This is a genomic window from Streptomyces sp. NPDC001507 (assembly GCF_042894765.1).
Classification (GTDB): domain Bacteria; phylum Actinomycetota; class Actinomycetes; order Streptomycetales; family Streptomycetaceae; genus Streptomyces.
In genome coordinates this window covers 569,305-582,478 of sequence record NZ_JBIAVV010000005.1, presented here as the reverse complement: position 1 = coordinate 582,478, position 13,174 = coordinate 569,305, and the positions used below count along the sequence as shown (strand labels likewise).

Annotated in this window: 11 protein-coding genes; 6 read left to right on the top strand and 5 right to left on the bottom strand. The window is 71.3% G+C overall.

Annotated features, from left to right (window positions below):
- The first annotated feature begins 106 nt into the window (after window positions 1–106).
- Both ACFY0K_RS19900 and ACFY0K_RS19895 read left to right on the top strand, forming a co-directional pair.
- The gene (locus tag ACFY0K_RS19900; protein WP_390640920.1) at window positions 107–1,348 is read left to right on the top strand and encodes an ABC transporter ATP-binding protein; all 1,242 of its coding nucleotides are present in this window, start codon (window positions 107–109) and stop codon (window positions 1,346–1,348) included.
- The gene (locus ACFY0K_RS19895) at window positions 1,345–2,226 is read left to right on the top strand and encodes an ABC transporter permease subunit (RefSeq protein ID WP_351957765.1); all 882 of its coding nucleotides are present in this window, start codon (window positions 1,345–1,347) and stop codon (window positions 2,224–2,226) included. Before ACFY0K_RS19900 ends, ACFY0K_RS19895 begins: the two co-directional genes overlap by 4 nt.
- Window positions 2,227–2,233: 7 nt before the next feature.
- Here ACFY0K_RS19895 and ACFY0K_RS19890 read toward each other — a convergent pair whose 3' ends face one another.
- Window positions 2,234–2,575, bottom strand: coding sequence for an ATP/GTP-binding protein (locus ACFY0K_RS19890; RefSeq protein ID WP_351957766.1), 342 nt, complete (start codon window positions 2,573–2,575; stop codon window positions 2,234–2,236).
- A gap of 223 nt (window positions 2,576–2,798) precedes the next feature.
- On the opposite strand from ACFY0K_RS19890, the gene ACFY0K_RS19885 reads away from it, so the two are divergent.
- Window positions 2,799–3,827, top strand: coding sequence for an LLM class flavin-dependent oxidoreductase (locus ACFY0K_RS19885; protein WP_390640919.1), 1,029 nt, complete (start codon window positions 2,799–2,801; stop codon window positions 3,825–3,827).
- A gap of 103 nt (window positions 3,828–3,930) precedes the next feature.
- Here the strand turns inward: ACFY0K_RS19885 and ACFY0K_RS19880 are convergent, their stop codons facing one another.
- On the bottom strand, window positions 3,931–4,323 hold the full coding sequence (locus ACFY0K_RS19880; RefSeq protein ID WP_093499046.1) for an SCO5389 family protein: 393 nt from the start codon (window positions 4,321–4,323) through the stop codon (window positions 3,931–3,933).
- A 316-nt stretch (window positions 4,324–4,639) separates the two neighbouring features.
- Between ACFY0K_RS19880 and nucS the strand changes: the two genes are divergently transcribed.
- Window positions 4,640–5,311, top strand: coding sequence for an endonuclease NucS (gene nucS / locus ACFY0K_RS19875; RefSeq protein ID WP_382717496.1), 672 nt, complete (start codon window positions 4,640–4,642; stop codon window positions 5,309–5,311).
- 779 nt (window positions 5,312–6,090) lie between these two features.
- Here the strand turns inward: nucS and ACFY0K_RS19870 are convergent.
- From ACFY0K_RS19870 to ACFY0K_RS19860, 3 genes are all read right to left on the bottom strand, one after another.
- A complete protein-coding gene (locus ACFY0K_RS19870) occupies window positions 6,091–8,622 on the bottom strand; it encodes an ATP-binding protein (RefSeq protein ID WP_390640918.1) in 2,532 nt (843 codons plus the stop codon).
- Between the two features lie 362 nt (window positions 8,623–8,984).
- Entirely contained in the window at window positions 8,985–9,308 is a 324-nt protein-coding gene (locus ACFY0K_RS19865; protein WP_093499049.1) for an STAS domain-containing protein, read from the bottom strand.
- Window positions 9,309–9,493: 185 nt separating this feature from the next.
- On the bottom strand, window positions 9,494–10,342 hold the full coding sequence (locus tag ACFY0K_RS19860) for a 3-hydroxyacyl-CoA dehydrogenase family protein (RefSeq protein WP_382717489.1): 849 nt from the start codon (window positions 10,340–10,342) through the stop codon (window positions 9,494–9,496).
- Window positions 10,343–10,552: 210 nt separating this feature from the next.
- Between ACFY0K_RS19860 and ACFY0K_RS19855 the strand changes: the two genes are divergently transcribed.
- Together ACFY0K_RS19855 and ACFY0K_RS19850 are read left to right on the top strand one after the other, a co-directional pair.
- Window positions 10,553–11,125 (top strand): cob(I)yrinic acid a,c-diamide adenosyltransferase, encoded by a 573-nt coding sequence (locus tag ACFY0K_RS19855; RefSeq protein ID WP_390640917.1) that lies wholly within the window; start codon window positions 10,553–10,555, stop codon window positions 11,123–11,125.
- Between the two features lie 156 nt (window positions 11,126–11,281).
- On the top strand, window positions 11,282–13,108 hold the full coding sequence (locus tag ACFY0K_RS19850; protein ID WP_390640916.1) for a glycosyl hydrolase family 18 protein: 1,827 nt from the start codon (window positions 11,282–11,284) through the stop codon (window positions 13,106–13,108).
- Window positions 13,109–13,174 lie beyond the last annotated feature (66 nt).

Genomic DNA, 13,174 nt, shown 5'->3' with positions numbered 1-13,174 from the left:
GAGACTTTGCTTGCTCTTGGCCGGAACCGTCAGCTCCCCGATATCCTCCTAACCCTTACGGGGGGCGTCTGCCCCGCTGTCCTGATCCTTTCGATGGGTGCGGAGCATGATCGAGGCTGTAGGCCTGACCAAGCGCTACGGCGACAAGACCGCCGTGTACAACCTTTCCTTCCAGGTACGACCCGGAGCCGTCACCGGCTTCCTCGGGCCGAACGGCTCGGGCAAGTCGACGACCATGCGGATGATCCTGGGCCTGGACAACCCGACCGCCGGCTCGGTGACGATCGGCGGCTTCCCCTACCGCAAGCTTCCGAACGCCGCCCGCCAGGTCGGCGCGCTGCTCGACGCCAAGGCGGTGCACGGCGGCCGGTCCGCCCGCAACCACCTGCTCTCCCTGGCCCAGCTGTCCGCCATCCCGGCCCGCCGGGTGGACGAGGTGCTCGGCGTGGTGGGCCTCCAGGACGTGGCCGGAAAGCGCTCCAAGGGCTTCTCGCTCGGCATGGGCCAGCGCCTCGGCATCGCCGCCGCGCTGCTCGGCGACCCCCAGGTGCTGCTCTTCGACGAGCCGGTCAACGGCCTCGACCCCGAGGGCATCCTCTGGGTGCGGAACCTGATGAAGTCCCTGGCCGCCGAGGGCCGTACGGTCTTCGTCTCCTCGCACCTGATGAGCGAGATGGCGCTGACCGCCGACCACCTCATCGTCATCGGCCGGGGCCAGTTGCTCGCCGACATGAGTGTGACGGACTTCATCTCGGCCAACTCCGCCGACTTCGCGCGGGTGCGCACCCCGGACACCGAGCCGCAGCTGCGCGAGAAGCTGAGCTCGGCGCTGACCGAGGCGGGCGGCCATGTGCTGCCGGAGCAGGACGGGGCGCTCCGGGTGACCGGGCTGCCGCTGCCGCGAATCAGCGACCTCGCCCACGAGGCGGACGTACGGCTGTGGGAGCTCTCCCCGCACCAGGCCTCGCTGGAGGAGGCGTACATGCGGATGACGCAGGGCGCCGTGGACTACCGGTCGTCCATCGACCAGAAGGCGGGCCTCCAGCAGCCGCTGCCGCCGGGCGCCCAGCCGCCGATGCCGGTGCCCGGGCAGGGCCAGCCGGGCTGGTACGCCCCGCCGCCGCCCCAGCAGGGCGGCCTGCCGTTCGCGGGGCCGTACGGCGCGCCGGGGGCGCCCGTCGCGCCCGGCAGCGGGCACGGCGCCCCGCAGGGCCCCTACGGGCCTCCGCAGGCCGCTCCGAACCCCTACGCGCAGCCGGCGCCGGCTCCGGCGGCCGCTCCGCCCGCCCCGGCCCCCTCCCCCGCTCCTGCCCCCGCCGACCTGACCAAGCCCGAGGACGCCCGATGAGCACCCACCAGCCTCCGCTGCCGCAGGCCGCCCCGTCCGCGCCCGACTGGCAGGCGGCGCCCGGCGGTTCGTACCCCGGCTACGTCTCGCCGATCCCGGTGGTGCGCACCAACCTCTGGCACGCGATCACCTCCGAGTGGACGAAGATCAGGTCGGTGCGTTCGACGATCTGGACGCTCGGCGTCTTCGTTCTCCTCGTGATCGGCATCGGCCTCCTGGCCGGCGCGGTGGTCAGCAACTCCTCCTCGTCCGACGACCTGTCCGGCAGCAACGCGCTGTCGCTCGGCTTCTTCGGGCTGCTGCTCGGCAGCATGTGCATCATCACGCTCGGCGTGCTGACGACCGCCTCGGAGTACGGCACGGGCATGATCCGTACGACGATGGTGGCCTGCCCCTCCCGCGCCCGCGTGCTCGCGGCGAAGGCGATCGTCTTCTTCGCGGTCGCGTTCGTGATCACCCTCGCGGCCAGCGCGTTCGTGGCCATGACGCAGGTGTCGATGCTGAGCGACGTCGCCCGGACCCCGAGCGCCGGGGAATGGCTGAAGGGCACCGTCGGCGTCAGTCTCTACGTCGCCCTGCTCGGACTGCTCTCGCTGATCATCGGCTCGGTCATCCGGCACTCGGCGGGCGCCATCACCATCATGATCGGCGCGGTGCTCGCCCCGCTGGTGATCGCGCTGTTCATGTTCTCGTCGTCGCTGGAGAAGGTGCGCACGGCCCTGTTCGAGTACTCGATCCCGAACCAGCTGAGCGTCTTCTACTCCAACTCCCTCGGCTCTTCCGGCCCTTCGGGCTGGGACCCGCTGTGGATCATCCTGGGCGTGACGGCCGTCGCGTTCGCGGGCGCGTACGTCCTGCTGGAGAGGCGGGACGTCTGACTCCGCTCTAGAACTTCGGCGCGTTACGGGACCGCTGCACCCGCGTGGTGCGGCGGTCCTTCGCGTTCCAGCAGGCCTTGTGCCAGTGCCGGCGCTCGTCCACGCCCGAGTGCTCCGGCCAGGCCACCACGTGCGGGACGCCGGAGGAGATCACCTGGTCGCAGCCCGGGCAACGGTACGTCTTGCCGACCGCGCTGGCGCCGGCCACGTGCCGCACGCTCCACTCCTCGCCCTGCCAGCTCTCGGTGGACTGCCAGCCGCCGTAGCGGTCCGCACGGTCGTCCTCGGCGCTCCGGCCGGACGAGGCCGCTCCGTTCGGGCCCTTGGGTCGGTTGCGACGCGGGGACACGGGACACCTCTCGGGGCTATACAGGAAGCACGGGCTGTGTCCAGCCTACGACGCGCGCACGGGGGTACGCGTAGGGCACCAACCCGCACAAGTCCCCCTCCAGGGCGACCCATTCTCCAGACAATCCGCAAATCTCTCCGCCAGGCCGTGTCCTCGGCACGTGTCAGACGGTTATGCCCGGTGGGGGAGCTCCGGGTCGGAGCCAGGAAAGCAGGAAGAAACGATGCGCGTAGGTAGTTTTGTGCTGGCCGCCCAGTTCCCGGGCCAGGGTCAGGGGGAAGCCCTGCACCGGGCGGTGCGCACGGCGGAGGTGGCCGAGGAGTCCGGCCTGGACGCGGTGTGGCTGGCCGAGCACCACTTCGTGCCGTACGGCACCTGCCCGTCGGCGGTCACGCTGGCGGCTTTACTGCTGGGCCGCACCCGGCGGCTGCGGGTCGGTACGGCGGTGAGCGTACTGCCGACCGTCCACCCGGTCGCCCTCGGCGAGCAGGCCGCGCTGCTGCACGTGACGAGCGGCGGCCGCTTCACGCTCGGCGTGGGGCGGGGCGGGCCCTGGGTGGATCTGGAGGTCTTCGGATCGGGCCTGGAGGCGTACGAACAGGGCTTTCCCGAATCACTCGATCTGCTGACGCGCTGGCTGCGCGAACCGGCCGTGTCGGCCTCCGGGCCACGCTTCTCCTTCCGTGAAGTCCCCGTCGTACCGCGCCCCTCGGAGGCGCTGACGGAGGTACCGGGGCCGGAGGTGGTGGTCGCCTGCACCTCCGCGGCGAGCATCCGGCTGGCCGCCGAGCGGGGGCTGCCGATGCTGCTCGGGATGCACGTCGGCGACGAGGAGAAGGCCGAGATGGTCGCGTTGTGGCGGCAGCACGCGCGGGCGGCCGGGCGGTCCGGCGACGAGATCGCCGGGGCGGCCCATGTCTCGGCCGGCGTCTGCCAGATCGCGGACAGCCGCAGCGACGCCGCGGAGACCCTGACCAAGGCGATGCCGGGCTGGCTGAAACAGGGCCTGGAGGCGCACGTGACGGTGGACGGCCGGTTCCGCTCCATGCGGGACCCGCTCGCGTACACCGAACTGCTCTGCGGACTCCACCCGGTGGGCACCCCGCGGCTGTGCGCCGACCGGCTCGCCGCGACCTCCGAGCGGACCGGCATCTCCCGCTTCGCCCTGCTGACCGAGGGCTCGGGGGATCTGGCGGCCACGGAGGAGAACGTACGACGGCTGGGTGCCGAGGTACTGCCGCACCTCCGGTGACCTCACCGCCGCGGGGAGCTTGCCGCCCCAGTGACTGATGCACCTCCCGCGTGTGGAGCGGCAAGCAAGCGGCTCACTGCGTCAGCAGGACCGACGCACGGCGTCAGCAGTCCCGTAGTTCCGGGGACTGGTTCAACAGCTGGTTGCGCACAGAGGTGAAGCGGGCCAGCGTCTCGTCGACCGAGGCGTCCAGCGGGAACACCGCCACACGGTGGCAGTTCTGGAAGGCCAGCCGCACACCGAAGTGCCGCTGCAGGGCGCCGCGTATGGCGTCACTCGCGAGCGCACGCAGCAGCTGACCGCGTGCCTGCTCGTCCGGCGGGGGCGTCTGGTTGTCGGCGAACTCTCCGCCGTCCACCTTCAGCTGGGCCACCAGGGAGCTGATCATCTCCCATGCGTAAGGCAGGGAGGTCCGGACGCAGTCGACGAAATCTGCTTCGTCGACCTCGCCTCGCTCGGCCTGTTCGAGTAGGGCCGGTGAGACGTCGAGCGACATGGGTACTCCTCTCGCACCCCCGAACAGCAGGGGTTGGCGGACAGGTAAGGGAGTTCGCGATATCGAACACGCTGAGTACACAATCCGCGACCTCCCGTTTACTACGGTAGGCAACGGGCGGTGACCCCACCAGGAGATTGCGTATATGCGACGGTCCCTTTAGGCACACAATCGGCCAGGTTTGAACAGGCGTGTGCAGGCGGCTCTCCAGGAACGGTCGCGGGGACGGGTCCGAGGCCGCTCGTATGCCCCTCGGATGCCGCTCCGTTCCGGGCGAATCGCGTGGAGGGCGGCGCGTCGAGTAGCGTTGCCGACCATGCGTCTCGTCATCGCCCGGTGCTCCGTCGACTACGCCGGCCGGCTCACCGCCCACCTTCCCTCCGCTCCCCGTCTGATCCTCGTCAAGGCGGACGGCAGTGTCTCGATCCACGCGGACGACCGGGCCTACAAGCCCCTCAACTGGATGTCGCCGCCGTGCACCCTCAAGGAGGGGGCGGGTGACGAGGCCGGCGTCTGGACCGTCGTCAACAAGGCGGGCGAGAAGCTCATCATCACGATGGAGGAGGTCCTGCACGACTCCTCGCACGAGCTGGGCGTCGATCCGGGCCTGATCAAGGACGGCGTGGAGGCGCACCTGCAGGAGCTGCTGGCCGACCGGATCGAGACGCTCGGCGACGGCTACACGCTCATCCGGCGCGAGTACATGACGGCGATCGGGCCGGTGGACATCCTCTGCCGCGACGCCGAGGGCCAGACCGTGGCGATCGAGATCAAACGCCGTGGCGAGATCGACGGCGTCGAACAGCTCACCCGCTACCTCGAACTCCTGAACCGCGACCCCCACCTCGCCCCTGTCCGGGGCATCTTCGCCGCCCAGGAGATCAAGCCCCAGGCCAAGGTCCTCGCCACCGACCGCGGCATCGGCTGCACCGTCCTCGACTACGACGCACTCCGCGGCATCGAGGACGACAAACTCCGCCTGTTCTGACCGATCGGGCCGACGGCCCTGAACCAGGCCGACACATCAGGCATTTTCCGCCCGATCTAGCCAAATGCCGCCACCCCACCCCCACAACCGCAGCAACCGACCGGCGGCGCCGGACCGGCCTGAGACGGGCTCCGCACCGCCGGTCCACGTCATCGCGCCTGGGCACCGCCACGGCGGGTCCGGGGCGGCCCGACGGCCCTCAACGAGGCGGATGCATCAGCCATTTCTGCCCCGGGCCAACAAGTTGCACCGCTCTCCGCAATACCGCTGCGACGGCGCTCAGCCCCTACGACGACGGCCGGCGGCGCCGGACCGGCCTGAGGCGGGCTCGGCACCGCCGATCCGCGTCATCGCGGCTGAGCGCCGTCGCGGCGGAGTGGGGTGGGCGGCTCTGCCCAGGCCAAAACCGCCGCAACGGCGCTCCACCGACACAGGGGTGACCGGCGGCGCCGGACCGGCCTGAGGCGGGCTCCGCACCGCCGGTCCGCGTCATCGCGCCTGGGCACCGCCACGCCGGGTCCGGGGCAGGCCGACGGCACTCAACGAGGCGGATGCATCAGCCTCTTCTGCCCGGGCCGACAAGTTGCGCCGCCCTCCCCGAAACCGCCGCAACGGCGCTCCACCGACACAGGGGTGACCGGCGGTGCCGGACCGGCCTGAGGCGGGCTCGGCGCCGCCGGTGCGCGTCATCGTGGCTGAGCGCCGTCGCGGCGGAGTGGGGTGGGCGGCTCTGCCCGGGCCCGGCAAGTGGCGCCGCCCGACCCGGAGTGGGGTGTGGGTCAGATCACCGTGCCGGTCGGTGTTCCGGGGCTGATGCCCTCCGAGCCGGGGGCGCTCGTCGCGACGCTCGGGGAGTCGGATGCCGGACCGCTCGCCGAGTCGCTGGTGGACGGGGTCTCGCTCGGCGCCGAGGACGAGGGCGACGGCGACGGGCTCGGCGACTGGGACTCGGACTTCGACGGGCTCGGCGATGCCGACTTCGAGGGCGAGGGCGACTTCGGAGGTGACGCCGACGGTGAGTGTGTCGTACCGCCGCCGGAGGAGCCCTTCGTCCCCGAGGCCGAAGCCGAAGGCGTCTTCGTGTCGGACGGGGGTGTCGGGTCGTCCGACGTGCCCAGGGTGCCGTCGGGGCCCGGGTCTGTCGGCTTGGGCTTCGTCGTGCCGGTGTTGCCCGTGCCCGGGGTCTGGCCGGGGTCGGCGCCCAGGCCGCCGTCGCCGGTGTCCTCGCTCGCCGAGGGGTTGACGCTCACGTTGTTCGACGGGTTGTCGGCGTTGTTGTTGGAGGTCATGCCGAGGGTGACCACGGTGCCCAGGACGGCCGTCAGCAGCACCCCCGCGCCCACCGCGACCAGGTTGCGGCGGGCCATGCGGACCAGGCCGCCCCCACCACCCTGGGCTGGTGTCTGCTGCCCCGGGAGCCTGTGGGTCACCACCGTGTCCGAGACCGGCGAGTGGACCGCGGGGAAGGGCGTGGTGACACCGCCGGCCGGGGATATGGACTCCTCGTGGCGGGCATCGGGAATCTCGTCGCCCGCCATCGCCGCGACGGCCGGGATGACCTCGCCCGAGCGGTCGGCCACCAGGGCGAGGGCCCGGCGGCCGGCCGTCGTACCCCGCTTGTCGGAGAGCGCCCCGCGCAGCCCGATCGAGGCCTCCAGCTCGGCGCGCGCCCGGTCCAGCCAGCCGCCGCAGAGCGCGAATATGCCGAGCTCGTGGTGGAAGTAGGCCTGTTCGCCGACCTCACCGGCGAGGCGGGATGCCTCCGCACCGGCCCGCAGGGCGCGTTCCCAGGCGCTCCAGTGCAGCCCCGCCGCGAACGCGGGCGCGGCCGTGCGGGCCAGTCGTACCGGCGTGCTCTCCTCGTCCTCCGCCGGCGGCACCGTCTCGGGGACGATCACCGCCAGGGCGGCGAGGATCGCGTCGGACTCGGCGCAGACCCGCTCCGGGGTGACCGAGGGGTGCCCGGCCCACCAGCCGTAGTGCTGGGCGGCGGTGAGGGCCTGGGCGGCCGCGTCGTCGGCGTACCCGGCGGCCTCCAGCTGCTGCAGGACGCCCGCGGCGAGGCGGTAGCGGGAACCCACCGGGGAGACCAGTCCGCAGCCCGCCAGCTCGCCGAGGGCCGCGTCGGCGTGGGTGTCGCCGACGAGGGCCGGCAGATGTGCCTGGTGCGGCACCTCGCCGCCGAGGGCGACCGCGAAGCGCAGGGTGGCCCGGGCGGAGGCGCTGAGCCGGGAGGCGAGCAGCGGGGCGGGCGCGGCGGCCTCGCCGAGGGACGGGAGCGGGACCTCGTCGGTCGCCTCGGGGCCGAAGGACGCCTCGACCGGAAGGTCGGAGAGCGCGGCGATGTCGGACAGCTCGGGCAGGTCGGATGCGAAGACGCCGTACTCGTCCACGGCGCCGGTGCTGGCCCGCACCTGGTCGCGCTGGCGCAGCAGCGCGCCCGCCTGGACGAACCGCAGCGGCAGGCCCTCGGACTCGAACCAGAGGTCGCCGGCCCAGTTGGCCTCCTCCTCGGTGAGGACCCGGCCGACCGCGCGCTCCAGGATGTCGACGCCGCCGGCCCGGTCCAGGCCGCTGAGGAAGACCTCCTCGACGGCGGAGTCGGCGGAGGGCGCCGGCACCTCCGGGGTGGCGCCGATCAGGAAGGCGCACTCGGGGGTGGCGTCGATCAGCTCGTCCAGCTCTGCGCCGCCGAACTCGATGTCGTCGAGGACGACGACCGCGCCGACGGTCCGCACCAGTGCGAGGAGTTCGTCGTGGTCGGGGCGGTGGTCGGGCGCGTGGTAGACGGCGTGGAAGAGGTCGTGGAGCAGGTCCTCGTGCGTGCGGTGGAAGCCGTTGAGGCGGACCACGCCGTCCGGGGCGAGGTCGGAGCAGTCGTCGGCGACCAGGTCGAGGAGGGCCGTGCGGCCCGAGCCCGCGGGGCCGGTGAGGCGCACCGAGCGGCCGCGGGCGAGGAGCCTGACGAGCCGCTCGCGGTCGTCCTGGCGTTCCAGGAGCGGCAGCTCGGGCCGGGCGGGGCCGGGCGGCACCGGCGGCCGGGCGGCGCGCTCGTACTCGGCGCGCTCGGCGGCGGTGCGCTTCTCCGGTGCGGCGGGGCGCTCGGCCGGCGGGCAGGGTTCTATCTCGCTGCCGTCGACGGGATTGACGGTCAGCAGGAAGTCGCCGGTGACCAGCCGCGTGGTGCGGGCCGTGACCGGCGCGCTCTGGCCGAAGTCGGTGGTGAGGGAATCCCTGGGCGGGCGCTGGCGCGGCGTGCTGCCGTCGCCGTCCTGGCCGTACCCGTCGGGTCCCGGGTTGATCGGGTCCATAGGTTCCTAGCCCCCCAAAAGCGTCGTGTGCCGTGAATACCGGCCCCTCCCGGCCTGTTGCACACCGCGCTGTCGCTTCTGGTCCGGGCCCGCGCTCGAAGGGTGGCAAGGGCGGCGGGCGACCGAACCTTAAACCTTCGCACAGTATCTACGACAGTCCGGGGTGCCGCGCCGTCCGACACATCACGGTCTCGTGAGGATTGCGCCTGACGTGCGCATGCGTACCGTCCGACCGGGTAACCCCCGTCGCCCGGTGCACACCGGATCGCCGTGTCCCGACGCCTCCCCACCGCACACCCGTCCGGCCTGGCACAGCGGCCCGCCGGTCACCGTGGCACGGCGGCCGGCCGCCGGTCCCGGTGTCACACCCGCGGCAGCGACTCCGCCCCGATACCCCCCTCGATCGCCAGGATCCGGTGCAGCCTGGTGGCCACCAGCAGGCGCTGCATCTGCGGCGGCACGCCGCGCAGCACCAGGCGGCGGCCGCAGCGGCCGGCCCGCCGGTGGGCCCCCATGATCACCCCGAGTCCGGTGGCGTCCCAGGAGTCCAGCTCGGACAGGTCCAGCACCAGATCGCCGACTCCGTCGTCGACGGCCGAGTGCAGGACCGTACGGGCGTCCGCCGCGCTGCGGACGTCGAGGCGGCCCCCGACGACCAGCTCGGCGTGGTCGCCCCTGATGTACATATGCGCTCCCCGAGAGTGCGTGTCCTACTCCGTGAAAGTGTTGTCCGGTATTGCAACGTCTGACTGCGTTCGCCGGTCAGAGGTTGCCATCTGTAAGCGAACCGATACCGAATTCACCCCAGAGGGTGAAACCTCCGGGGTTTGTGCGTTTTGACAGGCGGTCAGAGGGTCTACGTACTGATGTTTCAGTACGTGTAGAAGCCCTGCCCGCTCTTGCGCCCGATGTCACCGGCGTCAACCATCCGGCGCATCAGCTCCGGCGGGGCGAACTTCTCGTCCTGCGACTCGGTGTAGATGTTGCTGGTGGCGTGCAGCAGGATGTCGACGCCGGTGAGGTCGGCCGTGGCCAGCGGGCCCATGGCGTGACCGAAGCCCAGCTTGCAGGCCAGGTCGATGTCCTCGGCGGTGGCGACGCCCGACTCGTACAGCTTGGCGGCCTCGACGACGAGCGCCGAGATCAGCCGGGTCGTCACGAAGCCGGCGACGTCCCGGTTGACGACGATGCAGGTCTTGCCGGTGGACTCGGCGAACTCCCGCGCGGTGGCGAGGGTTTCGTCGCTGGTCTTGTAGCCGCGGACCAGCTCGACGAGCTGCATCATCGGCACCGGCGAGAAGAAGTGGACGCCGACGACCCGTTCCGGGTGCTCGGTGGCGGCCGCGATCTTGGTGATCGGGATGGCGGAGGTGTTGGAGGCGAGCACGGCGTCCGGGCGCACGATCTTGTCGAGGGCGCGGAAGATCTCGTGCTTGACCTCCAGCTTCTCGAAGACGGCCTCGACCACGAGGTCCGCGTCGGCGACCGCGTCCAGGTCGGTGGTCGTGGTGATGCGGGCGAGGGCGGCGTCGGCGTCGTGCGCCTCCAGCTTCCCCTTGCTCACGAACTTGCCGTACGAGGTCTGGATCCCGCTCACGGCACGGTCCAGCGCCTCGTCGGTGACGTCTCGCAGGACCACGTCCCAGCCGGCCTGCGCGGCGACCTGGGCGATGCCCGAACCCATCAGGCCGGCCCCGATGACGGCAAGCTTCCGTGCCACTCCGCTCCCCTTACACGCTGTTGAGGTATGCCTCTTGGGCGGGACCCTAGCGCTCGTCGGGGGCCGGTAAACCCGGTAAGTAATGCGTGTCACGGTCTCAGGACGTGAGACAACCGTCACGTCCCGTCAGGCGGCCCCGGCGGCGGCGTCCGTTTCACGCCGGGTACGGGCGCAGTCCGCAGCCGGCGGGGACACCCTTACGCTGGCCGCATGGTCAATCTGACGCGCATCTACACCAGGACCGGCGACCGCGGCACCACCGCGCTCGGGGACATGAGCCGGGTCGCCAAGACCGATCTGCGGATCTCCGCCTACGCCGACGCCAACGAGGCGAACGCGGTGATCGGGACGGCGATCGCGCTGGGCGGCCTGCCGGAGGAGGTCGTCAAGGTGCTCACCCGGGTGCAGAACGACCTCTTCGACGTCGGCGCGGACCTGTCGACCCCCGTGGCGGAGAACCCCGAGTTCCCGCCCCTGCGCGTCGAGCAGTTCTACGTCGACAAGCTGGAGGCGGACTGCGACCGCTTCAACGAGCGGCTGGAGAAGCTCCGCTCCTTCATCCTCCCGGGCGGCACCCCGGGCGCGGCCCTGCTCCACCAGGCCTGCACCGTCGTACGGCGGGCCGAACGGTCGACGTGGGCCGCGCTGGAGGTGCACGGCGAGGTGATGAACCCGCTGACGGCGACCTACCTCAACCGCCTGTCGGACCTGCTGTTCATCCTGGCCCGGACGGCCAACAAGGGCGTCGGGGACGTGCTGTGGGTGCCGGGCGGGGAGCGGTAACTCCGCCGCCGGTGCGGGAGTTGGGGATCCGACGGCCGTAGACGAGAGTGGTCCAGACCTATTGACCGGTGGTCCAGACCTTTCTATTCTCGCGGCACCATGGGCATGAAGGCTCAGTCATGCCCACGTCACCCCCGATCAAGAGGGAGGCGCAGCATGCGCTTCAGACACAGAGTCGCGGCAGGACTCGCGACGCTGGTGCTCCCCCTGGCCGGCCTGGTCGGCATCGCGAGCCCCGCCCAGGCCGCGACGTCCGCCACCGCGACCTATGCCAAGACCTCGGACTGGGGTACCGGCTTCGGCGGCCAGTGGACCGTCAAGAACACCGGTACCACCACCATCAGTTCGTGGACCGTCGAGTGGGACTACCCCTCCGGAACCTCGGTCACCTCCGCGTGGGACGCGGACGTCACCTCCTCCGGCACCCACTGGACCGCCAAGAACAAGTCCTACAACGGCTCCATCGCCCCCGGCGCCTCCGTCTCCTTCGGCTTCAACGGAGCGGGTTCGGGATCGCCGAGCAACTGTCTGCTCAACGGCGCCAGCTGTGACGGCGGCACCACCGTCCCCGGTGACGCGGCGCCGTCCGCGCCCGGCACCCCGACCGCGTCCGGCGTCACCAACACCTCGGTGACGCTGAACTGGTCCGCCGCCACCGACGACAAGGGCGTCAAGAACTACGACGTCCTGCGTGACGGCAAGGTGGTCTCCACGGTGACCGCCACCTCGTACACCGACTCGGGCCTCACGGCCGGCACCGACTACTCGTACACGGTCCAGGCCCGCGACACCGCGAACCAGACCGGACCGGTCAGCGGCGCGGTCGCCGTCCACACCACCGGCGGTACGACCACTCCCCCGACCACCGGTTCCAAGGTCAAGCTCGGCTACTTCACCGAGTGGGGCATCTACGGCCGCAACTACCAGGTCAAGAACCTGGTGACGTCCGGGTCCGCGGCGAAGATCACGCACATCAACTACGCCTTCGGCAACGTGACGAACGGCCAGTGCGCGATCGGCGACGCCTACGCGGACTACCAGAAGACGTACACCGCCGACCAGTCGGTCAGCGGCGTCGCCGACACCTGGGACCAGCCGCTCGCCGGCAACTTCAACCAGCTGCGCGAGCTGAAGGCCAAGTACCCGAACATCAAGATCCTGTGGTCCTTCGGCGGCTGGACCTGGTCCGGCGGCTTCGCCCAGGCGGCGGCCAACCCGACCGCGTTCGCGAACTCCTGCTACAACCTGGTCGAGGACCCGCGCTGGGCCGATGTCTTCGACGGCATCGACATCGACTGGGAGTACCCGAACGCCTGCGGGCTGAGCTGCGACACCAGCGGCTCGGCGGCCTTCAAGAACCTGATGGCCGCGCTGCGCGCCAAGTTCGGCTCCTCCGCCCTGGTCACCGCGGCCACCACGGCCGACGGCTCGGCCGGCGGCAAGATCGACGCCACCGACTACGCGGGCGCCTCGCAGTACGTCGACTGGTACAACGTGATGTCGTACGACTTCTTCGGCGCCTGGGCGACCACCGGCCCGACCGCCCCGCACTCCCCGCTCACCTCGTACTCGGGCATCCCGACCGCCGGCTTCGACACGGCCGACGCGATGGCCAAGTTCAAGGCGCAGGGCGTCCCGGCGAGCAAGCTGCTCATCGGCATCGGCTTCTACGGCAGAGGCTGGACCGGCGTCACCCAGGACGCGCCGGGCGGCACGGCCACGGGCGCGGCGACCGGGACGTACGAAGCGGGCATCGAGGACTACAAGGTCCTCAAGACGTCCTGCCCGGTCACCGGCACCATCGCGGGCACGGCGTACGCCCACTGCGGCAGCAACTGGTGGTCCTACGACACCCCGTCGACGATCGCCGGCAAGATGAGCTGGGCCAAGTCCCAGGGCCTCGGCGGCGCGTTCTTCTGGGAGTTCAGCGGCGACACCAGCGACGGCGAGCTGGTGAGCGCCATCAGCTCCGGGCTGTCGTAACCACCTAAGAAATAAGTGTCCTAAGCGACATTGACGCTCCCCCAGACTTCGTCCGGGGGGACCCCC

Excerpts from the sequence above, each read along its gene's own strand:
- ACFY0K_RS19900 (WP_390640920.1), top strand. The coding sequence starts at position 107 with ATGATCGAGGCTGTAGGCCTGACCAAGCGCTACGGCGACAAGACCGCC.
- ACFY0K_RS19895 (WP_351957765.1), top strand. The coding sequence starts at position 1,345 with ATGAGCACCCACCAGCCTCCGCTGCCGCAGGCCGCCCCGTCCGCGCCC.
- ACFY0K_RS19885 (WP_390640919.1), top strand. The coding sequence starts at position 2,799 with ATGCGCGTAGGTAGTTTTGTGCTGGCCGCCCAGTTCCCGGGCCAGGGT.
- ACFY0K_RS19880 (WP_093499046.1), bottom strand. The coding sequence starts at position 4,323 with ATGTCGCTCGACGTCTCACCGGCCCTACTCGAACAGGCCGAGCGAGGC.
- nucS (WP_382717496.1), top strand. The coding sequence starts at position 4,640 with ATGCGTCTCGTCATCGCCCGGTGCTCCGTCGACTACGCCGGCCGGCTC.
- ACFY0K_RS19870 (WP_390640918.1), bottom strand. The coding sequence starts at position 8,622 with ATGGACCCGATCAACCCGGGACCCGACGGGTACGGCCAGGACGGCGAC.
- ACFY0K_RS19865 (WP_093499049.1), bottom strand. The coding sequence starts at position 9,308 with ATGTACATCAGGGGCGACCACGCCGAGCTGGTCGTCGGGGGCCGCCTC.
- ACFY0K_RS19855 (WP_390640917.1), top strand. The coding sequence starts at position 10,553 with ATGGTCAATCTGACGCGCATCTACACCAGGACCGGCGACCGCGGCACC.
- ACFY0K_RS19850 (WP_390640916.1), top strand. The coding sequence starts at position 11,282 with ATGCGCTTCAGACACAGAGTCGCGGCAGGACTCGCGACGCTGGTGCTC.